Source organism: Natronosalvus caseinilyticus, assembly GCF_017357105.1.
Classification (GTDB): Archaea; Halobacteriota; Halobacteria; order Halobacteriales; family Natrialbaceae; genus Natronosalvus; species Natronosalvus caseinilyticus.
Map to the genome: position 1 here is coordinate 1,568,704 of NZ_CP071596.1, position 21,452 is coordinate 1,590,155.

Here is a 21,452-nt window from a genome sequence, read left to right on the forward strand (position 1 = left end):
GTACATGTCGTCCTGAGCCGTAGCGATGAATACAGGAAGGATGGCTAAAGTCACGAAGACGCTGGAGGTACGCCTTGTCGACCCCAATGCCCACAAAGAGCGCAAGCTTCGTGAGACGCACAAGGCATACCAGCAGGCGCTTCAGGCAGCCTTCGACGCCGACTGTACCACCCCGTCCGCTACCAACGCCATCGTCGTCGAGTACGACCTCTCCGGCTACGCGAAAAACGCGCTCAAGAAGTACGTCCCGCAACTGTGTGGTGCCAGCTACAACGCGAAAGAGCTTCACGACGACCATCCCGTCCGCTTCACGAACGAAGGGCCGAAACTCGACCACAAGCCCCAGAACGCTATCGAGTGGTACGTCAAAATCCCCCACCACGACGACTACAACCTCTGGGTGCCCGCCGAACCGAATCCTGAACAGCGGGAGTGGCTCAAAGCGTTGCACGCAGGGGACGCAAAGATGGGCGAGTGTCGGCTGTTCGACCGCGACGGCGAGTGGTATTTTCACATCGTCGCTACGCGAAACGTGGAGGAACGACAGACTACCAATTCGGAGGCAACGGCGATTGGGGTAGACATCGGGGAAGCCTCTTTGGTAACGGTGTGTCACCGTGACGAGCGTGGCTCCCCGGCTGCACCCACCCTCTGGAACGACGAAGGCAAGCGGGTCAGACAACTCCGTGAGACGTACTTTACGGCGACGCGACGCCTTCAGAAACGCGGAAGCGAACGTATTGCAGAGTCCTACGGAGACTCGCTCTGGCGGCAGATAGACGACATACTCCACACGGTCACGTCGGAGGTCGTCGCCTACGCCGACCAATTCGAGAATCCCGTATTGGTCCTCGAAGACTTGACGCACATCCGCGAGAACATGGACTACGGCGCGTTCATGAACCGCCGGTTGCACGGATGGGGCTTTGCGAAGATGCACGCTCAGATCCGGTACAAGGCCGCTGAGAAAGGGATTTGCGTAGAGACAGTAAATCCCGCGTACACCTCGAAGACGTGCCACTGTTGCGGAGAACAGGGTTATCGCCCCGACCAGGCGACGTTTAGGTGTTCCAACTCGGAGTGTTGGATCTCAGCGTACCACGCGGATATTAACGCCGCGCTCAATATTGCAGATCGCTACCTCAGCGGAGAGAGCCACTCAAGAGAACACACGAGTGGCAATGACTCGGCTGAGGGAGGGGGACGTTTGACCGTCCCACAAGACAGCCAAGCCGATGCTACCCAGCAAGAGACGCTTGGAACGAACGCGTCTTGAAACCTTAGGGCCGAACTCGGCCTGAAATCCCATGGTGGGATTCCCGCGACTTGAGGCGCGAGAGGAGGTCAATCGGTCACGTTTCTTCTCGAACCGCGCGCTGTCGACTCGAGACGGACACTCGACTCAGGGGCGAACTTTCGTCGACGTCGACCGCCGACGCTTTTGTGACGCGCATCGAGCAAACGGGCATGGACGATCACGACCTGCTACGCATGACGCCCGGGCCCACGGAGGTCCCCGAACGCGTCCGCGAGCGCATGGCCGAACCGAGTCGGAACCCCGATGTCGAACCCGAGTTCGTCGACTTCTACCGCGACCTCACGGAAAAGCTCGAGCCGATCTACGGCGACGGTGACGTCGCCATTCTCGGCGGCGAGGGCATCCTGGGGCTCGAGGCCGCGGTTGCCTCGCTGGTCGGCCCCGGCGACGAGGTGCTGTGTATCGCCAACGGGCTCTACGGTGAGGGGTTTGCGGACTTCGTCGACCTGTACGACGGCGAGGCGACCGTCTGTGGTGGTGACTGGCGAGATCCGATCGACCTCGACGCGGTCGAGCAGGAACTCGAGTCCGGCGACTACGACGTCGCGACGATGGTCCACTGTGAAACGCCGACGGGTGTGCTCAACGACCTCGAGCCGGTACTCGACCGCCTCGCCGAGCACGACGTGATCAGCGTCGTCGACGCCGTCTCCTCACTCGGTGGAACTCCGGTGCCGACCGAGCGCATCGACATCGTCCTCGGAGCGACCCAGAAGTGTTTCAGCGCGCCGCCGGGGCTGACCGTCTGTGCAGTGAGCGACCGCGCCTGGGAACGGATCGAAACCGTCGAAACGCGCTCGTTCTACGCGAGTCTCGAGCCCTGGCGAACGGTTATCGAGGACGAGTGGTTCCCCTACACGCACCTCACGGCGAATCTGCAGGCGCTCGATGCGGCGACTGACCTGCTGCTCGAGGAGGGTCTCGACGCCGTCTACGCGCGCCACGAGGCGGCCGCCGAGCGGTGTCGCGAGCGGGCCGACGAACTGGGCCTCGAGGCGTATCCCGACGACTCGCTCGCGTCGCCGACGGTGACGGCACTCGACCTCGAGGGACGCGCGACGGAACTCCAGGTGCAGATGCGCGAGGACCACGATATCATCCTCTCGACGGGTCTGGGCGACCTCGAGGACGACATCCTCAGGATCGGGCACATGGGCCACAACGCCCGAACCGACCGGGTCGAGCGAACGATGGACGCCCTCGGAGCGGCGCTCGAGTGACTGGCTTGGGGGGGGGGAGTCGGTGCCGACGGCTGGTTTGGAGGCCGTTCACTGGTGGTTCCGGCTACTCAAGTCGATAGAACAGGTTCCTTTTGACCTGCATGCGGGAGCCTCTATGCCAATTATTGTTGTAAAATATACATTAATGATCGATGTAACTAATAACTTCATCAATCCACCCGAGAATATAAATAAGTATTAAGGTAATCGCTCACACTTGATGTGGGTGGGCTTGTCATGACACAGGTAATTTGGATCGTTGCCGCGGTACTGGTAACGTTTACAGTGGGGTACGTGGGGTACTCGAGGTACCTCGCACAGTTCGTCGAACTCGACTCGAACCGAACCACACCGGCACACAAGTACGAGGACGGCCAGGAGTACGTCCCGTCGAAGAAACCGGTGTTGCTGGGGCATCACTACTCGAGTATCGCCGGCGGGGCGCCGATCGTCGGCCCGATTACGGCGGGTGCGGTTTGGGGTTGGGTGCCCGCGTTGCTGTGGATTGCCATCGGCAACCCGCTGATGGGCGCGGTTCACGACTTCGTCTCACTGTCGGGCAGTCTTCGACACGAAGGGAAGTCGATCGGATACATGATCGGAGAGTACGTGGGCGAACAGGGGAAAGACATGCTCCTGTGGTTCGCGTTCTTGACGATTATACTGGTCGTGGCCGTGTTCGCGCTGGTCGTCGGCATCGTCTTCAACGCCTATCCGGAGGTGTCGACGGCGTCGTTCATCTACATCTTGCTCGCGCTGGCGTTCGGGGTGTACCTCTACCAGCTGAACGGTCCGTTCATTCCTGGGACGATCCTGTTCGTTCTGGGCGTATTCGGCGCTGTGTGGGTCGGAATCCAATTCCCGGTCGCGATCTTCGAACCGACCGCCGAGCGGGTCGTCGAGAATCCCGATTTGACCCCGATCACGCTCCTGGGCGGCGACGGATCGTGGGTTCCCGGCGCGGCCGACCTCGGCGGGAACACCGCGGCGTGGATTCCCGTCGTGATGGTGTACGCGGCGATTGCGAGTGCACTCCCGGTCTGGGTGTTGCTCCAGCCGCGTGATTACCTCTCGTCGTTCCTGCTGTACACCGGGGTCGGCGGAGCGATCGTTGCGATCATCGTCGGCACGCTCCTCGGGACGTCGTCTCAACCGCTCGTCATCGACGAGTCTATCGGCGCGTTCCAGGGCTTCTGGGGCGTCGAAGGCGTCTTCTTGCCCCTGTTCCCGCTGTTGTTCATCACGATCGCCTGCGGGACGATCAGCGGGTTCCACTCGCTGGTTTCCTCGGGGACGACCGCCAAACAACTCAACAAGGAGACTGACGCCCGACTGATCGGCTACGGCGGCATGCTCGGTGAGGGGCTGCTCGCCGCCGTCGCACTCTCGACGCTCGCCGTCTGGGGCTTCGCAAGCCCCGGTGGCGGAATCGGTGCGGCACTGCCGAATTTCGCTTCGGGCGGCGGCCTCATTCTCACGAGCCTCGGTATCCCAGAAACGGTCGGCGCCGTGTTCATGGCGCTCGTCCTCTGTAGCTTCCTGCTCACCTCGACCGACACGGCCGTCCGACTCGGTCGGTACATGATGGAAGAGATCGTCGGCACCCCCGCGGGCCGGACCGACACTGGACTGAACGCCAACATCGGCTCGATCGCTCGAGGTCGGTACACCAACCCGATCGTCCAGGCCATTCCTGCGTACCTGCTCGTCGTCTCCGGCCAGTGGGTCACGCTGTGGGCGCTGTTCGGCGGCGCAAACCAGCTGCTCGCGGCGCTGGCGCTGCTCACCGCGACCGTCTGGCTCGCCAACTGGGACGACAGCAAGCAGCTCGTCTCCACCGGCGTCCCGATGGCGATCATGGTGACGATCACCGTTCTCGGACTCTCGTGGCTGGCGTTCTACGAGAACCTCTACGTCAACCTGCTGAACGGCGGGGCAGACACAACGGAAGCGGTCGTCTCCTCGGCCGTCCAGATGGTACTCGCTATCGTTCTCATCACGTTGGCGCTGATGCTCGTCAGGCTGGGGTACAAGAATATCAGCAACGTCCGTCGCGGGCCTGAAACGCCCGCCGCACCGGGCGACGACTGACGATCGACGACCGCTGAACTTCGAACACACTTTTTGCCGTACGCTGCTCTCGAGTAGGCCGTGCTCATCTCAACCTCGTCACTTTCTCCGGTACAAGCAGTTCGCTCCCATCCTGGCCGTTTCCCAGTCGATGAACGATGCGAATTTACGTCGTCTACCGCCAGAAACGCTTTGCGAACCTCGAGAGAACGCCTTCGTCGGGCTCGCTGACGTCGTCCCAGAGGGTGAACGCCTCGGCGACATCGGCAGCCTCGCTGGCGACGTGGTCTTCCTCGTCGGGCACCACCACGGCGAGGTTCACGTCGTAGTGACCGTAGTAGCCGAACTTCAACAGCGTCCGGTCGCGAAAGCCCGAGACGTACTCGCGGACGTCGCTCGGCAACTCGTCTGCGACGAGCACGAAGCTCACGTCCGTCCCGAAGTGTTCCTCGTCGGCGACGATCTTCTCGTCGGCCACGTCGTGGCCCAGCTCCAGGAGTCGCTCGAGTTCGGCGACCGTCGGGTGGGATTCGCGGCGGGCGAACAGGTACTCCTCGGCCTCGTGGTCGGCGTAGCTCAACGCGGGGTGGAAGAACTGCTTCTGGTTGAGCACGCGCATCTCGCCGTAGAGGTCCCAGCTCTCGCCAGCGGCGCGATGGTCTTTCTCGAGGTCGTAACTGTACATCAGCCGGTCGGAGACTCGATCGAGATACTCGTCGTCCCAATCGGGGACGGCCTCGCGAATCTCCGCGGGGAGTTCGTCGGCCTCGAGGAATTGTTCGCTGTCGCTCATACGTCGCTTTCGTCGTCGGGGTCGTATGCGTGGGCGTCGCCGTCTGTTGCCGGTGCGCCGATCGCCAGGACGGTTATCGGCCCTTCGGCGTCGGTCGGGTTGTACGCCCGTTGCGGGCTTCCCGGATCGACGACGAACAGGCAGTCGGCCGGCACCTCGTAGGTCTCCTCGGGCGTCTCGACGGCCATCGTCCCCTCGAGAACGTAGAACGCCTCCTGCTGGGTCTCGTGGTAGTGATACGCCAGCGGCAATTCCTCCCCTGGCTCGGCGCGAAACCGATTGATAGCCATGGTCTCGAGACCGCCCGTCTCGGACAGCTTTCGACACTCGCTCGGCCGATCGGGCGCGGGGTCGACGGCGCCCGGATCGACGATACGGTATCCCATATCACCCCGTACCGACCGGGGGAGCAAATAGGCGTCGGTGACGGCGGTCTCGAGGCAGGCGTGAACGCCTCGAACGTGTGGGCGGTACGCTTTAGCCCCTGGAGACGGTAACTCGTGACAGAGACTCTCATGGGTGGGAAACAAACCGAATCCTGCGGGCGGTGTGCGATGTCGTCGGTCGTCGACGTCACCGGGTCAGACGGTGAGGGCGCCGACAACGATCCGTTCGGTGACGAGGCAATCGAGGTCGACGACGCAACGCTCCGTCGAGTTTCGCCCGCCGCGTGGCTGGAACGGGTGACCGATCGAATCGACGACGCCGCTCGACGCGTTATCTACGGTCGATAGTCAGTAGCGCTCGGCCGGCGGACGCTGCCTCGAATTCGTGCTCGAACCGCTGGTACCTCGCGTTCGTGCTGGAGCGACTGCTCCCTCGAGTTCAGGTCGCCCCGCCTCGAATCGAATCGGTCAGGTCATCGTCACGGCGTACGTCGCCGCAAACAGCAGTATCGCCGCCGTCGCTACGTTGATCAGGGTGTACTCGACGATTCCGATAAACGAGAGCCCCCAGATGATCGACACGGCGAACAGCGTCGACAGGACGAGGTTCATCACGAGGAGCACGCGGGGGTCCCCCTGTGACGACGACACGCCCTCGCTAAACCCCTCTGGCTCCTCGGCGTCAGTCATACCGGACAACGGACGGTTTCCCACTTAGCTTTTGTCGCTCGAAAGCGTTCGAACCGTATGCGATTTCGGAATCGTGAGGGGGTGCCCGTCGATCCCGTCCCGTTTTTCGTCGTCGCGGGACTCGCGTGTATGCTCGTGCTCTCGTTCGGCCCACTGTACGGGCAGGCCCTCGGTGCTGGTCTCGAGCGTTCGGCTGCCGGCTCCGTCATTATCTCGCTCGCGACCACCGTCGGAGCGTACTACCGGCAGGTCTGGACCGTCCGCCCGGAACTCCTCGAGACCGTTCCGGCCGGAATTCGCGCCGAGCGGCTATTTTACCTCATGGTCGTCCTCGCAGCGCTCATCGTCGGCCTCGCGATCCCGCTGATCCTCTGAGGCGGTGCGAAATACGCCGTTCGAGCGATTTGAGGGCTCGAGCGGCTGCGAAGAGAGTCGAGTGATTCCGAAGACGGTCGACGGTCGTGCACCATTGATACACACTCACAAAGGGCTGGTAGTGCTGGAGCCAGAACACTCGAGTATGGGTGTCATCGATTCGGTGAAGTCAGCGCTCGCGTCGCCGGAGTCGAACGCCCGTCCCACGGACGGCTCGCAGGTGCGTACTGGTGTGACGATTGCAACGTCCGAATCAGGGACGTCGACCTCGAGGGCGACCCCGTCTGTCCGGACTGTGGCGAGGAGATGCGCTTCGAGCGCTCGTAGCTGCGCCTGCTGAGAGATCGTCTCCGTCTGTCCTCTGAGTTGCTCAGCCACCGTCAGCCGCCTCTCAGCACGGTCTCTTCGCCCTGGGCGACGGGGAAGGGTCCGTCGACGCCTTCGCTCCGCTCGTCGTCGGTTACGAGCGCGTGCGAGAGCTCCGCTCGGAGCGCTTCCTCGTCGTAGTCGGTACCGATGAACACGAGTTCCGTTCGGCGGTCACCGTGCTCGTCGTGCCACTCGAGGTCGGGTCGGTTCGACCTGAGCATGTCGCGCTCGACGGCGGGGAGGCTGGCGATCCAGGGGCCCTGTGCGGTGGCCCTGACGGAGGGACCGGCCTGGGCGACCGTCACCCGCATCTCGTTGTCGGCGATCCAGGCAGTGCCCTTCGAACGGACGATTTCTGACGGTAACTCCCGGAGAACGTCGGCGAACCGTTCGGGGTGGAAGGGACGGCGGCGGCGGAAGACGAACGAGGAGACGCCGTAGATTTCGTCGGGGTGGCGGTGGTCGTGGTTGCGCCCGTGGCCCCCATCTCCGTGGTGATCGTGGCCTCCTCCTTCGTGATGCTCGTAGCCTCCTCCTTCGTGATGCTCGTGATCGGAGTCGCGTTCCCCGTCGTCATCGCGGGTCTCCGACCCTTCGTCGAGCGCACGCTTCCAGCCCGGCAGGTCGGCGAGACGGTCTGCATCGAACAGCCCCCTGCCGAGGAGTCGATCCGGGTCCACCGCGGAGAACTCCGTCCGAACCGTCTCCGCATCGGGCTGGAGCGCCCGGACGAGTTCGGCGGCGTGCTCGAGTTCGCCTTCGCTACACAGATCTGCCTTGTTGAGCAAGACCAGGTTCGAGACCTCGACCTGCTCGACCAGCAGGTCCGAGAGCGGCCGGTCGTCCTCGGTGCCGCGACGCTCCGGGACCTCGTCCCCGGCGAAGGCCTCGAGGAACGCGGGCGTGTCGAGGACGGTCACGAGCGTGTCGACGGCGTAGCGGGCGGCGACGCGGGATTCGGTCGTGAACAGTCGCGCGACGGGCGCGGGTTCGGAGATGCCCGAGGACTCGACGATCAGGTGGTCGAAGTCCCGGTCGCGAGCCAACCGGACGACGGCGGTCTCGAGGTCGTCCTGGAGTTCACAGCAGATACAGCCGTTCGAGAGCTCCGCGACGCCGTCCTCGAGGTCGAGTTCCGACCCCTCGGCGATCAGCTCGGCGTCGACGTTGACCTCGCCCATGTCGTTGACCAGCACCGCGAGCGACCGGTCCTCGGCGGTCGTCAGCAGGTGGTTGAGCAGCGTCGTCTTTCCCGCCCCCAGGCTCCCGGAGAGAATCGTGACCGGAATCTGTTCGGTCTGCCCGTTCATACCGGCTACTGGTGCCGTGGTCCCTTGAATCCGATCCTCGAGGAGGACGAGATCCGGCTCTGGCTCGAATCTCCCACCGCCGCGATACCTTTTACCCGTCGGCCTCCCACATCAGGGCATGGACCTGGCCGATCGTATCGAACGCTTTCGAGAGACGCTCGAGGAGTGGCTCCGTGGGCTCTACCACGGGATGATCACGCACCCGGCCTACGAGAAGATCGAGAAGGAAGCCGAGGACCTCGAGGACGCGTTCATGCTCGCGTGTTTCCCCGACGCGTTCGGCATCCCCTCACCCGTGTCGTACTACACCGCCGAACTCCTACCGTACCTCGAGACCGAGTTCGAGGCCTGGGAGCGCCGGCTGTGGGATCGCGACACCCTCATCGAACGCAAAGGCCAGCAGTATCACTTCTGATCGATCCATGGAACCCTTCGTCTTCTTCGGTGGCAAGGGCGGGGTCGGCAAGACCACCGTCTCCTGTGCCTACGGCCTGCGGTGTGCCCGCGACGGGCTGCGGACGCTCGTCGTCTCGACCGACCCGGCCCACTCGGTCACCGACGTGTTCGATCAGCACTTCGACGACGATCCGACGCCCGTCGAGGGCATCGACGGCCTCGAGGCGATGCAACTCGACCCCGAGGAGGAGGTCACGCGCCATCTCGACGACATCCGGCGGGACCTCTCCGAGCAGGTCTCGGCGGCGATGGTCAACGAGATCAATCGCCAGCTCGAGATGGCTCACGGGACGCCCGGGGCCTACGAGTCGGCGCTGTTCGACCGATTCATCGAGGTCATGCGCAATTCCGAGGGATACGACCGGGTCGTCTTCGACACCGCCCCATCGGGGAGCACGCTCCGCCTGCTCGGCCTGCCGGAGTTGCTCGAGGGCTGGATCGATCGGCTGATGTACAAACGCCGGACGAGCATCGACCTGTTCGAGAAGGCCGCCATCGGGAACAACGAACCCCGGCGCGTGATGGACGGTGATCCCGTCCTCGCCCGTCTCCAGGAGCGCAAGGAGTTCTTCCGGTTCGCCGGAGACACCCTCGGTGACGACGCGGCCTTCTTCCTCGTACTCAACCCCGACGAACTCTCGCTGAACGAGACCGAACGCTCGATCGCCGACCTCGAGGAGAAGGACCTCCCCGTCCGCGGCCTCGTCGCCAACAAACTCACGCCCGAACCCGACGCCGACGAGAACGGACGGGGCGCGCGGTACCTCCGCGAGCGCGTGAAGACCGAGCGCGCACACCTCGAGACGATTCGGGAGACGTTCGGGCCGCCGCTGGTAGCCGAAATCGGCTGGCGGACCGCGGAGGTCAAAGGGAGCCTGCTCGAGGACGTCGCGAGCGAACTCGAGATCGAGACGGCGGTCGAACCGCCGACACACGTTTGATACTCGAGCGGGGTCTGAGCGCGGTTCGAGCCTACCTCGACGGGTTCACTTCGTCGTTCCGTAGTCAGTATGCTCGAGGAGCAGGTGAGGGACGATGACGACCCCTCAACCCGAGGCCGTGGCATGCCGTCCCCTTTCACACGACGACGAGAGCAAAAGCCGTTTAGCCAGGCCGTGCTCAAGAGGGGTAATGACCAGCAGTTACCGGATCGGACTCGTCGGCAAACCCTCCGTCGGCAAGTCCTCCTTCTTCAACGCCGCCACGATGAACGACGTCCCCGAGGGGGCCTACCCGTTCACCACTATCGACCCCAGCGTCGGCGAGGCCTACGTCCGCGTCGAGTGCGCCGCCCCCGAGTTCGACGAAACCTGCACCCCCAACGTCGGCTACTGCGAGCACGGAACCCGCTTCGTCCCCACCAAACTCGTCGACGTCGCCGGCCTCATCCCCGGCGCTCACGAGGGGAAGGGCCTCGGGAACCAGTTCCTGACGGACCTCAACGAGACCGACGTGCTCGTCCACGTCGTCGACTTCGCCGGGGAGACGGACCTCGAGGGCGAACCCACCGAGGGTCACGACCCCCGCGAGGACATCGACTTTCTCGAGACCGAACTCGACCAGTGGTACCTCGGGGTGCTCGAGAAGGGGATCAACCGCTACTCGTCGGGCTACGTCACCGAGGACGACGCCATTGAGGAGGATCTGGCCGAGCAGATGAGCGCGTTCAAGACGAACGAGGACGAGCTCAAACTCCTCATCCGGCGCGTCGACATTGGTTTCGACCCCGAGGAGTGGGACGACGAGGACAAACTCGAACTGGCCCGCGAGATTCGCAAGGCCACGAAGCCGATGGTGATTGCGGCGAACAAGATGGATACGTCCGCAGCCCAGGCGAACTACGACGAGATCACGAGCGATCCCGAGTACGAGGACCTGACCATCGTTCCCTGCAGCGCCCACGCCGAGAAGGCGCTCAAGTCGGCCGACAAGGCCGGCGTCGTCGACTACCAGCCGGGTGACGATCACTTCGAGATCACGGGTGACATCTCCGAGAGCCAGGAGGAGGGCCTCGAGCAGATCCGCGACTTCCTCGACGCCTACGGCGCGACAGGTGTCCAGGCGGCGCTCGAGACCGCCCTGTTCGACGTCCTCGGCGTGACGCCGGTGTTCCCCGGCGGTGCGAACGGCCTGGGGAACGAACGCGGCGAGGTGCTCCCCGACTGTTTCCTGATCCCGCCGGAGTCGACCGCGGAGGACTTCGCGTACAGCCTCCACTCCGACATCGGCGACGGCTTCCTCTACGCCATCGACTGCCGGAGCAACCGCCAGTTAGGCAAGGACTACCCCGTCGAGGCTCGCGACGTCATCGAGGTCGTGACGACGAACTGAGTCTCGAACTGCGCGCGTCTCGAGTTGACTTCGGTCTGGCACGAGCATCACAGTAAACTCAATTTTGGCTCTGATAGCCCGTTTTCACACGCCGTTCGAGACTGGTGACTCGCTCTGTCGATCTGTTACGGTAACTTCGCCCGAGAGCAACTGTTCAGAAGGCGGAGCGAGCGTGATCTCTTCCTCCTCAAAGTGCCGTTTCACTAATCGACGGAAGTCCGACCGAATCGTCAAGATGTCCCTGTTATTCGGATCTTCGATCCACAACTCTGCTTGCACCGTAATCGCGTTCTCCCCGAGCTCGAGAATCCGTGCGTTCGGCGCTGGATCATCGAGGATCGAATCATAATTGACCGCAATCTGTTGAATATCCATCATCGCCCGCTCGGTGTCCTCGTAGTAGGCGACGGACACCTGTTCCGTAATTCGGTACTGGTCCCGACCGTAGGGCCGGGTGAGCGCGTTGTTCGTGAGTTCAGTGTTCGGGACCGAGATCGTTTCGTTGTCCAGTGTCCGAACCCGCGTGACACGAAAGTCGACTGCTTCGATGGTTCCTTCCCCACCCGGCCACTCTATCCAGTCGCCAACGTTAAAGTCGGGATCAGCGACGAGAAACATCCCGCTGATCAGCGAACCGAACACGTGCTGCCCGGCGATACCGAGGACGAACGTGATGGCTGCAATGATGACCGCCGATTCGGAAAACACCCTTCCGTATCCGGCGGCAATTGTGCCCGTCAGGATCGCAAACCCTATCAGAACCACCTGAAGGTACGTCTTCGTTGCAGTCTCGATCGTGGGGTTATTGCGATTGCGCGATCTGACAACTCGAGTGACAAGCGGAACGAGAACGATCCGACCGATGAAATAGACGATCCCGAGGCCCAGAAGGAACCACAACAATTCTGACAACACCTGGTCGTACGCCGACAGTACATCTGTCACCCATTCTGGTGGAGAGGTCTGGCCGATCATGCCGTACGGTTAGGGTTTGCCAATAAAAACACACTTGCTGGCTGCTCAATGCTCTCACGCGCATTGAGGTCATGCCGTTTTTCAGGCCATTGTACCAGACTCGCGCTGTGAATTCAGCACAGATAGCCGAATCACTTACATTCTGTCAGAAATGCTGTGACCGTCGCAGAGGATGAGTTCAGCACGACATCATCGTTTATTTCGCATTGACACCGGCGACCCATCCACTCACAACACCCTCTCTATCCATCGTCAGGTCGGCACGCATAGATGCCGTTCCCGATCATAGAAATGACAACTTCATCGTTCTGATTGAGCCCTTCGATTCGGCTCTTCACGTAGCCGCGATCATCTCGGCTCTTCGAGAGTCGTTTCTCAATAACTTCGCTTCGCCGCCGGAGTGTATCTCCTGGCCTCACAGGTGACTTCCATCTGATTTCATCGATACCGAACGAGCCGAGGAACGCGCTCTCCCCGTCGCTATTTACAACGCTCAGACGCATCATGATGGACGCGGTGTGCCAGCCAGATGCAACGAGTTCTCCGAAGATAGACTCTTTCGCGGCGTCTTCGTCCAGGTGGAACGGTTGTGGGTCGTATTTCCGTGCGAACTCCTTGATCTCTTCTTTCGTGACTTCATACGTGCCGTACTCTTCTACGTCGCCGATTTCGATGTCTTCGTAATAGTGCATTTTTATAACGGGTTCATTGGCTGGTTGCTGTGCTTCGTAATCCTGGGTGCCTGTGGAGGGTAAAGACCTTAAAATAAAACTTATTTTCTATAGTAATGCCGAGCCTCGATGGAACGGGCGATTTTCGCGTCGGCCGTCCCGAGCGCGCCTTCGAACCTCCCCCAACGCGGCTCGTACCCAATCTCGGCCGCTCGAAATCGTCGTCCTCGAGTCACCGCTCGTCGAAAATGGCCGGCGAAATCCGCCCGAACAGAAGCTATTTCCCCGCGGCTTCGGAACCTCGAGTCATGACCGTGGACCTCGTTATTCACAACGGGATCGTCCTCACACCTGCGGGTCGAAGCCCGAACTCGGGTATTGCCGTCGAGGACGGGAAAATCGTCGCCGTCGGCCGGAGCGACCAGCTTCCGAGCGCCCGAAAAACGATCGATGCCGGCGGGAACGTCATCGCCCCCGGCGTCGTCGACTGTCACATCCACAACCGCGAACCCGGCCTCGAGTACAAGGAAGACTGGGAGTCGGCTACCCGGGCGGCCGCCGCGGGCGGCGTCACGACCGTCGTCGGCATGCCCAACACCGACCCCGTCATCGACCGGCCCGAGCACCTCGAGCTGAAACTCGAGCGCGGTGACGCGAGCGCCCACGTCGACTTCGGGAGCTACGTCGTCGTCACCTCCGAGAACCTCGACCGCATTGCCGCGTTGGACGAAGCGGGCGCGTTGGGGTATAAAATCTTCCTCGGTTCGACCGTCGGGGATGTCCCGCCGCCGAACGACGGCGAGATCCTCGAGGCGATGGAAATGATTCGGGAGACGGGCAAGCGCCTCGGCTTCCACGAGGAGAACGGCGAGATCATCGACCACTACACTCGTCAGTTCCAGGACGCAGGGAAGAACCGGCCGATCGACCACGCTCACTCTCGACCCGTCATTGCCGAGTGCGAGGCCATCGAGCGCATGATCACCTTCGCCGAGGAAACCGGCGCGAAGATCCACATGTTCCACGTTTCCTCGGGGTCGGGTGCGGAGGCCGTCGCCCGCGGCAAGGAGCGCGGCGTCGACGTGACCGCCGAAACTTGCCCGCACTACCTCTGGTTCACCGAGTCGGTCCTCGAGGAGAAGGGCAACGTCGCCCGGATCCAGCCGCCGATCCGGGACGCCGACCAGCGCGACCGGCTCTGGACGGCCTTCCAGACGGGCGCCATCGACTGCGTCGCCACCGACCACGCGCCCCACACCCCCGAGGAGAAGCTGGTCGACGACCCCTTCGGGAACACCTGGGACGCTATCTCCGGTTTCGTCGGCCTCGAGACGGAGGTCCCCGCGCTGCTCTCGTTCGTCGAGCAGGGACGGCTCACGCTCGAGGAGTGGGCCTACCATCACGCGACGCGGCCCGCCCAGGTCTGGGGGCTGTACCCACAGAAGGGGTCGCTGCAGGTGGGGACGGACGCCGATATTACGATCGTCGACCCCGACCTGGAGTGGACGCTCGAGGACGCCTCCGAGTTACACTCGAAGAACTGCGTGACGCCGTTCGAGGGCGAGACCTTCACCGGGAAGGCGGTGACGACGGTGGTCCGCGGCGAGGTCGTCTACGACGATGGCGAGGTCGTCGGGGAGTCGGGATACGGAGCCCGCGTTGAGCCGGTCTGAAGCGGTGGACTCGAGGGATTCAGCGCAGAACGCGTACCGATCCGCGGGCGAGGTTCAGTATCAAACCCGTGTTCACCTCACTGCATTCGAGATCATACTCGCTGTAATCGTCCGGAAGATGTGTGGTATGGTGGTCTGAGAACGAAACTAGGAAGACGGAGATTTGTGAGCAGTTTTTGCTCGAGATGGCGCTCAGAGCAGCGTCAGGATTGAACGGGAGAGAGAAGAATACCCGAAGGGATGTAAAGAGGAGGTATAATCGTGCCCTCAATAAGTTCATAACCGGTTTCCGTATGGCGTTTTACGTATTGAGCGACGACCGATAGACGATGAACCGAATTGCTGGCTCAAGTCTGCTATCCCGATTCGAATTCAGCGGTATGTAGGCCTCTATGCGGTGATTTGACCTGCCACCTCGACTCCGGAATATCTCATCAAATATTAGATACACGATTTCATAATCGGTTTACTGCTACCGTTTTTGGAAATTTAATCTGTTGAGGTGACTGCGTAGATAGATCTTCAATACAGAAAGTGTAAACTACTCTCTTAGAGCGTCTCGGTCCGTTATTCAGGGAGAACGCTTCGAGAAAGACATCAGATGATCGGATGACGACGATGAGACATACCGTGCTTATCTGCCGATTCTGATTAGCCCTGTTATTTACCTAGGCGCCAATAAATTGCCTTGAGAGACTCCCTACCCAACGTTTGTGGAATTGAGCGCGTTCTTGAACGTGATCTCGATCTTGCAAATCCGCAGTTCGCCTCTTCCTAGATGCCCTCTAAAACACTCACTACACACATCTTCCGGACGAATAGCCCAATTATGAGCCATCTGAAAGACGGCCATAACTGTTCTCGAAGCCACTCTGCAGGGTAGACCGCAGTCATGCTTGCCGTATCGATTCGGGATTGCTGGACCGGCAGCAGCATGGTATATTCTCGAGTCGAGGGCTCCCTCTGAGCGATCGGCGAGGCGAGTCGATGTTAGTTAATCTCTCAATCGACTCACGCTTTCGCGCGTGTGAGTTCCGCCGTCACGGCGAGCGAGTATCACTCCTCGCCTTCGTCTGCATCCTCGTCTTCATCTTCATCGTCGTCCTCTTCGTCCTCGCCGCCGTCATCTGCAACATCGTCCTCTTCCTCTTCAGTCTCGTCTTCATCGCCGCCCTCGCCACCTTCTTCCTCGTCGCCTTCCTCCTCGTCTCCTTCATCGTCTTCACTTTCGTCTCCCTCCTCGCTCGAGTCCTCGTCGGACTCAGCTTCGTCGCTCTCGCCGTCACCGCCGTCCTCGCCAGCGTCGTCCTCGCCACCGGTGTCGTCACCGCCGTCACCGCCGTCACCGCCGTCACCATCGTCAGCACCGTCAGCGTCGGCACCCGATTCCTCGCCGTCGTCTGCGCCACCGGATCCGGGCGCGTCCGGCGGCGTCTCCACCGTGACCCAGAAGTACGTGTACTCCATGGCTTCCTCCATCGTGGCCGTCTCGGGGGCGTCACCCTCGAAGAGCATCACCGCGATGCGAACCGTCTCGCCGTCTCCAGCGGTCGGCGTCACCGATCGCTCGGCGGTGATCTGTCCGCCGTCCTCGGACTGGCTGATCGCCGACACCTCCTGGTGGGTCACCCGATCGACGACCTCGCCGTCAGCGACCACCTGCTCTTGCATCACCACGGTGTACTCCATCTCGCGACCCTCCTCGTTGTGGATCTGGAAGGTAATCGGGATCGGATCACCGGGGGCGACCGTGTCGGGCATCTCGGCCTCGAGGTCACCGTCGCCTTCTGCCGTGTAGATGGCCAGCTGGGTGAACCCCCCGGCAGCCATCGGCGCCGTGAACGAGTACAACAACACGCCGACGGCAGCGATGACCGCGAGTCCGAGCAGGAGCGACGAGGCGCGGGCCGCGCCGGTTTCGTTCGCGCTCGAGAAGCGACTTCGCAGGCCGGCCAGCGACACCGTAAAGCGATCCGCGGGCGGGACGCGGAGTCGGCGGACCACCGCGAGTTGGGCGGCCACAACGGTCACTACCGCGAGCGCGCCGACCGTCGAACCGACTGTGAGGCCCCAGCGCGTCAGTGGGAGCGCCAGCACGACGATCGGGACGACCGCGATCGAGAGTCCCAGGCCGAGCGCCAGTCGTTCGACGGGGTCGATACCGCCTGGGCGGGCTTCGGCGGTCACCTGTGGTCCCGGGGCTCGTGCTCTGGCCTGAACCGGGAAGAGCATCGAGACGAGCGCGTAGCCCGGCAGGAACGAGACGAACGCCAGCGCGGACAGTAGACGGGGACCGCTCCCTGGCGGTAGGTTCGTGACGAGCACGTACGCGAGGACCGTCGCGAGCGTGACGAACGCGAGGTCGGTCGGGTACCGACCCACCGCTCCGACGGTGTTCTGGGTCTTCGTGGTGAGACTCATCGATTCCGCCTCCACAGGAGTCGGTCAGGGATACCGGACATACTCGAATCAGTGAATCGCTAGCGGTAGCCGGCCTTTGTTATGGCCGGGTTACCGTCCTCGAGTCGGCATCTGTCGTTCGTTTCCGACGCAGAGCGCGGTTGCGGTCGCCGGTCGTTCGGTCGTCGACCGGCAACCGTCATCGTCGGCCGTCGACCATCGACCACTGTGCCGCTCAATTGTCCGGGCAGAACACCGGGTAGCGTGCTAGCGCTCGGCGGCGGTGACCCGGGACGGGATCGGGAGTGCGAGGATGCTCGAGAGGAGAGGGTAGTCTCATCCGGTGGCCCGAGAAAGCCCATCCAGGGATCTAGAGGACCCTCTTCCAGGGGCCTCGAGAAAGGGGTGTTCAGACGCCTCGAGCGACCTCGTTCAGGTGTTTGATCGACATGGTACCCGTCGGCGGTGGTCACGTCACTCGTCACTCGTCACTCGCCACTCATCACCCGTCGCTCGTCGTATATCGGCTATCGCCCGTTGTCGATCGGAAAATGGTGTCGGGGATCGTTCTGGGCGTCGTCCACCGTCCGCCGTTCGGCATTGGCCGACGGCTATCGTCTCGCTAATCGTCGTTCGGTGACGGCCACCGTCCCTCTAGACGTCGACGTACTGGGCCTCCCAGTCGCGGCGCTCGCTGATCCGATCGAGCCCTTCGTCGGTAATCGCGTAATAGTTCGTTCGTCTGTCGAGTTGTCCCTTTTCGACCAGCTCCTTGTTGACGAGCGTATCGAGGTTCGGGTACAGCCGTCCGTGGTTGATCTCGGAGCTGTAGTACTGTTCAACTTCTTCTTTGACGGTTTGTCCGGACGGGCGGTCCGCGCCGGCGATTACGTATAGCAGGTCTCGCTGGAATCCGGTCAGGTCGTGCATTGCTCAATCACATGGACCGTTCCGTAGATTGGATATTTGTTATCCGCATCATACAGCCGTTGCTCGCTCTCGATTTTGTCAACCAAATGTACTGTTTTTACGCTTTGCTCGTCTTTCTCGCGTAAACTCGGGCCAACTCCCCCGAGAGCGCCACCCGTCGTGTTCCCCGATCTGATCGCAACGGCGGGTCGCGAATTTACCGGTTACCGCCACGTCGCGCCTGCACGCTCGGTTCCGTTTCCGTGTCGTGGCCCGGCCCGGTCGAAACCGTGATCCCCGTCTCGCCGATCTCGACCTGCACGCGGTCGACGGTCGATTCGTAGGCCGTCGTGTGCGTCCCGTCCGGTTCGAACCGGATGCACTCCGCCAGCAACTCGCTCTCGAGGAGGTTGTTGATCCGTCGATAGATCGTCGCCGACGAGCAGTCGGTTCGTTCGGTCAGTTCTTTCGCGGTCCGTGGTCCCTCGCTGGCGGCGACGAGGATCGTTCGCGCACACTCGTCGCCGAGCACGTCGAGCTGAGCCGCCGGGTTGACTGTCGATTCTGTCGCCGTGTCGTTTACGTGAGTGGACATGTGTGGAATCTCCGTTGTGAGACGGTAATCGGGTCGTGGGGCAGCACCGACGTCAACTGTCGACAGTGACAGGCCATCGGTACGTTCTAACCATCTAACCCGTAAGGAGGACTAGTATTTTATAACGGACAGCCTTACTCGGCGAAGGGCGCCCGTTCCGTCACGAAAGCTTGAATTTCCCGATGGAAAGTTCGAATTTCGGTGCCCGATATCGGCCTCCTAAACGGTGAATTCGAGCGAATCCGGGTAAATCCAGCCGGAAGTCGTCGGCCAGCACACCCGCACAGATCGGTCACAGCGGCCCAGACGCCGATAAAACAGCGTATTAACCGGTTCTACCCGCCCTGAGCGAACTGAACGGTCGGCCTCTTTTATTCGGATCTGACCACCTCGGTTGAGTACTGCTCGAGCGCTCCCTCGTTCGAGTGCGTGTACAGCCAGAACGACCGCATCGAATCCCCCCTTTCCAATCCATGACAACGACTCGACTCAACTGGACTCCGAACGAATCGTCGGCGACAGGTACGCGGTGTGAGAACTGCGGAACGCACGTGACCCAGCAGTTCGCTCGCGTCTTCGGCGACAACGGCGACGTCGTACACGGCTGTCCCGCGTGTACGACCTACCGCGAGATGCAATCGGGCGGCCACCTTCCTTCTCGGTAACCGACTTTCGAGTCCGTTCCACGACGGTTTCACGACGCGATGGTGCGATCGTCGGTACGTGTCACGCCGTGTACGTTTCGTTCGCCCACAACGTCTAGCACATTTTACATCAGATTGAAGGGTGCAGTACGCGAATTGAGAGGTATACGATGGTAGGTGGTGGAACGTCTTCCAGCGATATCCGCTGTCGAGGCAGCTGAATCATGTCGGTACAGCAGAGCCGAACGGGATCGCTCGCCGAGAGCGACGTCTTTCACATTCTGGGCAACGATCGACGGCGGGCGATCGTTCAGTTGCTCGCTGACGAACACGGCCGACTCGACGTTTCCGACGTCGCCTCGGATATCGCCTCGGCGGAAACCGACGGTGGGTCCGTTCCAAACAACCTCTACAAGAGTGTCTACGTCTCCTTACAGCAGACGCACCTGCCCCAACTCGAGGAAGACGGCGTGATCGAGTACGACTCGACGGCGAAGACGATCACGCCGGGGCCGACCTTCGAGACGGTCTACGGCTACGTCGACGGCGACCAGTCGACGGATCGGTCGGTCCTGATCGGCCACCTCCTCGTGGGCGTCTTCGGTCTGGTCCTGATCGCGGTGTCCGGCCTCGAGGCGCCCCTCGTCTCGAGTATCGATCCCGTGCTCTCGAGCGTGCTGGTCTTGCTCGCGGTGGCGGCGAGCAGTCTGTATCGGCTGTTGAGTTGAGGAATCGGCCAGGCTGGAGCCCCTTCTCGTCGATGCCACGTCCCGAATCCTACCGGTGACCCATAGCCGTTGCTCGCGGTCTATAGATTGCAAGGCAGAGTACCACGGGTCACTCGACCCGTGGGTGAATGCCAACAGCCCCCAATCAATACATTTACTAGTACATAAGACAAGTAACTGATAATGCAAGATTCAGAACTAACCCAGACGCTCTCCTTTGGATTAACCATCCACGAGGGTAGTTCTGACAACTTGCTAGAAGGCTGTCTCGAAGCACGACGAATCAGAAACGAGGTCAACCGTCTCGACCGTGAAGGCTGGGACTGGAACGACATCCACGACACGGTAGTGGACACCGCCACCCACGTCAAAAACACCACGCAACTCCTCGTGCAGAAAGCACTCACGGAGATTGAAACGTACTTTGACCACAAAGACGATGGCTGGGGCCGACCGTTCCCCTACATTCACGAGCTGTATCCAATGCGAATGAACCACGACGAAGGATACGCACTCACCGTGGACGACTCAGGAAACGTACGATTCCGTGTCAGTTATAAGCCATACAACTACGTCAAGGGCGTGCTTCGCGGTAGTCCTGGTCACCTCGACCGCGTGAAGAACGCACTTTCCTCGGATGCGTGGCGGGTGGGAGTTGCAGAACTCGTTCAGAAACACAACGAGTGGCGACTCCACGTCACCGTCACGCACAAACAGCGCACGGTTCGGGCGCCTGAAGAGGCTGGCACAGTGGTTGGCGTAGACATCAACGAAGACTGCGTTGCACTCGCCGCGATGGCTCGAGACGGAGACGTACTCGATTCACTCGTTCTTGAGTATCCAGACATCAAGCGTCTTCGCCACGAATACTTCACGAAGCGCAAGCGGATGCAGAAGGTTGGGCAGACTGCGTTCGAAACCGTGGTTCGGACGGAAGAACGCGACTTCGTTCACGACCACCTCCACAAAGTATCGCGTGACGTGACTCAGTGGGTTTCGCAATTCAACGACCCGGTAATCGTCTTTGAAGACCTCAAAGACATGCGAGACTCCATCGACTACGGCACGCGAATGAACCGGCGCTTACACAGCCTCCCGTTCGCCGCACTTCGTGAGATGGTGACGTACAAAGCCGCTTGGGAAGCCATTCCTTCGGATGAAGTTGACCCCGAGTACACGAGCCAGCGGTGTCCACGGACGAAGTGTTTGCACACAGAGCGAGCGAATCGGTACAAGAAGCGATTCAAGTGCAACGAATGCGGGTTCCAAGACCATGCGGATAGGAAGGCAGCAGTTTGTGTGGCGCAAGACTGGTTTGACGAACAGGATGAAAATGTGCCGTCTCTCGACACCCTTCCGCGCGTGCGGAAGGTGAGACGGGCGGCATCGGGCCTGTGTGAAGAGGCCGACTCTCCCGGAGCAGTTTTTGCTTCGGGTGTTCACCGACACGGATCGTCGGCGCGAGGCAACCGCCAAGCGCGAGAGGAATTAAAGACTGTTGCGTCCACGGTGGATTAGACACAGACGCCACGGGTCACC

The 21,452-nt window shown here is 61.5% G+C and carries 21 protein-coding genes and 1 pseudogene; 13 read left to right on the forward strand and 9 right to left on the reverse strand.

All coding sequences use genetic code 11. The features are described 5' to 3' along the window. Positions 1-40: 40 nt before the first annotated feature. The 3 genes from J1N60_RS07585 to J1N60_RS07595 all read left to right on the forward strand — a co-directional run bounded on the left by J1N60_RS07585 (position 41) and on the right by J1N60_RS07595 (position 4,629). Positions 41-1,276, forward strand: a complete 1,236-nt coding sequence (locus tag J1N60_RS07585) for an RNA-guided endonuclease InsQ/TnpB family protein (RefSeq protein ID WP_312911954.1) — start codon at positions 41-43, stop codon at positions 1,274-1,276. Positions 1,277-1,467: 191 nt separating this feature from the next. Continuing rightward, a complete protein-coding gene (locus J1N60_RS07590) occupies positions 1,468-2,538 on the forward strand; it encodes a pyridoxal-phosphate-dependent aminotransferase family protein (protein WP_312911956.1) in 1,071 nt (356 codons plus the stop codon). Positions 2,539-2,775: 237 nt separating this feature from the next. Beyond that, positions 2,776-4,629 (forward strand): carbon starvation CstA family protein, encoded by a 1,854-nt coding sequence (locus J1N60_RS07595; protein ID WP_312911958.1) that lies wholly within the window; start codon positions 2,776-2,778, stop codon positions 4,627-4,629. 154 nt (positions 4,630-4,783) lie between these two features. On the opposite strand, the gene J1N60_RS07600 is transcribed toward J1N60_RS07595, so the two are convergent. Together J1N60_RS07600 and J1N60_RS07605 are read right to left on the reverse strand one after the other, a co-directional pair. Beyond that, on the reverse strand, positions 4,784-5,401 hold the full coding sequence (locus J1N60_RS07600) for a DUF8052 family protein (RefSeq protein WP_312911960.1): 618 nt from the start codon (positions 5,399-5,401) through the stop codon (positions 4,784-4,786). Then, on the reverse strand, positions 5,398-5,787 hold the full coding sequence (locus tag J1N60_RS07605) for a cupin domain-containing protein (RefSeq protein WP_312911962.1): 390 nt from the start codon (positions 5,785-5,787) through the stop codon (positions 5,398-5,400). The genes J1N60_RS07600 and J1N60_RS07605 overlap by 4 nt, the downstream gene beginning before the upstream one ends. Positions 5,788-5,901: 114 nt before the next feature. On the opposite strand from J1N60_RS07605, the gene J1N60_RS07610 reads away from it, so the two are divergent. After that, positions 5,902-6,135, forward strand: a complete 234-nt coding sequence (locus J1N60_RS07610) for a DUF8007 family protein (RefSeq protein ID WP_425499335.1) — start codon at positions 5,902-5,904, stop codon at positions 6,133-6,135. A 120-nt stretch (positions 6,136-6,255) separates the two neighbouring features. On the opposite strand, the gene J1N60_RS07615 is transcribed toward J1N60_RS07610, so the two are convergent. Beyond that, positions 6,256-6,477 (reverse strand): DUF8107 family protein, encoded by a 222-nt coding sequence (locus J1N60_RS07615; protein ID WP_312911964.1) that lies wholly within the window; start codon positions 6,475-6,477, stop codon positions 6,256-6,258. A 57-nt stretch (positions 6,478-6,534) separates the two neighbouring features. Between J1N60_RS07615 and J1N60_RS07620 the strand changes: the two genes are divergently transcribed. Both J1N60_RS07620 and J1N60_RS20625 read left to right on the forward strand, forming a co-directional pair. Next, a complete protein-coding gene (locus tag J1N60_RS07620; protein ID WP_312911966.1) occupies positions 6,535-6,852 on the forward strand; it encodes a hypothetical protein in 318 nt (105 codons plus the stop codon). 145 nt (positions 6,853-6,997) lie between these two features. Next, positions 6,998-7,179 (forward strand): annotated as a pseudogene (locus J1N60_RS20625) (hypothetical protein). A 53-nt stretch (positions 7,180-7,232) separates the two neighbouring features. Here the strand turns inward: J1N60_RS20625 and J1N60_RS07630 are convergent. Then, a complete protein-coding gene (locus tag J1N60_RS07630; protein WP_312911970.1) occupies positions 7,233-8,531 on the reverse strand; it encodes a CobW family GTP-binding protein in 1,299 nt (432 codons plus the stop codon). 118 nt (positions 8,532-8,649) lie between these two features. On the opposite strand from J1N60_RS07630, the gene J1N60_RS07635 reads away from it, so the two are divergent. The 3 genes from J1N60_RS07635 (at position 8,650) to J1N60_RS07645 (ending at position 11,318) form a co-directional block, all read left to right on the forward strand. Continuing rightward, positions 8,650-8,946, forward strand: coding sequence for a DUF7990 family protein (locus J1N60_RS07635; protein ID WP_312911972.1), 297 nt, complete (start codon positions 8,650-8,652; stop codon positions 8,944-8,946). 7 nt (positions 8,947-8,953) lie between these two features. Next, on the forward strand, positions 8,954-9,928 hold the full coding sequence (locus J1N60_RS07640) for an ArsA family ATPase (protein ID WP_312911974.1): 975 nt from the start codon (positions 8,954-8,956) through the stop codon (positions 9,926-9,928). Between the two features lie 190 nt (positions 9,929-10,118). Then, entirely contained in the window at positions 10,119-11,318 is a 1,200-nt protein-coding gene (locus tag J1N60_RS07645) for a redox-regulated ATPase YchF (protein WP_312911975.1), read from the forward strand. Positions 11,319-11,402: 84 nt separating this feature from the next. Here the strand turns inward: J1N60_RS07645 and J1N60_RS07650 are convergent, their stop codons facing one another. After that, positions 11,403-12,293 carry a mechanosensitive ion channel family protein gene (locus tag J1N60_RS07650; protein ID WP_312911976.1) on the reverse strand — a complete coding sequence of 297 codons (891 nt, stop codon included), beginning with the start codon at positions 12,291-12,293 and terminating at the stop codon, positions 11,403-11,405. Positions 12,294-12,535: 242 nt separating this feature from the next. Then, the gene (locus J1N60_RS07655; protein WP_312911978.1) at positions 12,536-12,985 is read right to left on the reverse strand and encodes a MaoC family dehydratase; all 450 of its coding nucleotides are present in this window, start codon (positions 12,983-12,985) and stop codon (positions 12,536-12,538) included. Positions 12,986-13,272: 287 nt separating this feature from the next. Here J1N60_RS07655 and allB point away from each other — a divergent pair, with 287 nt between their 5' ends. After that, positions 13,273-14,637 (forward strand): allantoinase AllB, encoded by a 1,365-nt coding sequence (allB, locus tag J1N60_RS07660; RefSeq protein ID WP_312911980.1) that lies wholly within the window; start codon positions 13,273-13,275, stop codon positions 14,635-14,637. A 1,056-nt stretch (positions 14,638-15,693) separates the two neighbouring features. Here the strand turns inward: allB and J1N60_RS07665 are convergent. The 3 genes from J1N60_RS07665 to J1N60_RS07675 all read right to left on the reverse strand — a co-directional run bounded on the left by J1N60_RS07665 (position 15,694) and on the right by J1N60_RS07675 (position 18,541). Then, positions 15,694-17,058 carry a DUF1616 domain-containing protein gene (locus J1N60_RS07665; protein WP_312911982.1) on the reverse strand — a complete coding sequence of 455 codons (1,365 nt, stop codon included), beginning with the start codon at positions 17,056-17,058 and terminating at the stop codon, positions 15,694-15,696. A 633-nt stretch (positions 17,059-17,691) separates the two neighbouring features. After that, a complete protein-coding gene (locus J1N60_RS07670; RefSeq protein WP_254159748.1) occupies positions 17,692-17,967 on the reverse strand; it encodes a PadR family transcriptional regulator in 276 nt (91 codons plus the stop codon). A gap of 196 nt (positions 17,968-18,163) precedes the next feature. After that, entirely contained in the window at positions 18,164-18,541 is a 378-nt protein-coding gene (locus tag J1N60_RS07675; protein ID WP_312911984.1) for a helix-turn-helix domain-containing protein, read from the reverse strand. Positions 18,542-19,014: 473 nt separating this feature from the next. On the opposite strand from J1N60_RS07675, the gene J1N60_RS07680 reads away from it, so the two are divergent. From J1N60_RS07680 to J1N60_RS07690, 3 genes are all read left to right on the forward strand, one after another. Continuing rightward, positions 19,015-19,206 (forward strand): DUF7563 family protein, encoded by a 192-nt coding sequence (locus J1N60_RS07680; protein WP_253433255.1) that lies wholly within the window; start codon positions 19,015-19,017, stop codon positions 19,204-19,206. Between the two features lie 203 nt (positions 19,207-19,409). Next, positions 19,410-19,913 (forward strand): DUF7344 domain-containing protein, encoded by a 504-nt coding sequence (locus J1N60_RS07685; RefSeq protein ID WP_312911985.1) that lies wholly within the window; start codon positions 19,410-19,412, stop codon positions 19,911-19,913. A 183-nt stretch (positions 19,914-20,096) separates the two neighbouring features. Next, positions 20,097-21,431: a transposase gene (locus J1N60_RS07690; RefSeq protein WP_312911986.1), complete on the forward strand. Its 1,335-nt coding sequence runs from the start codon at positions 20,097-20,099 to the stop codon at positions 21,429-21,431. Positions 21,432-21,452 lie beyond the last annotated feature (21 nt).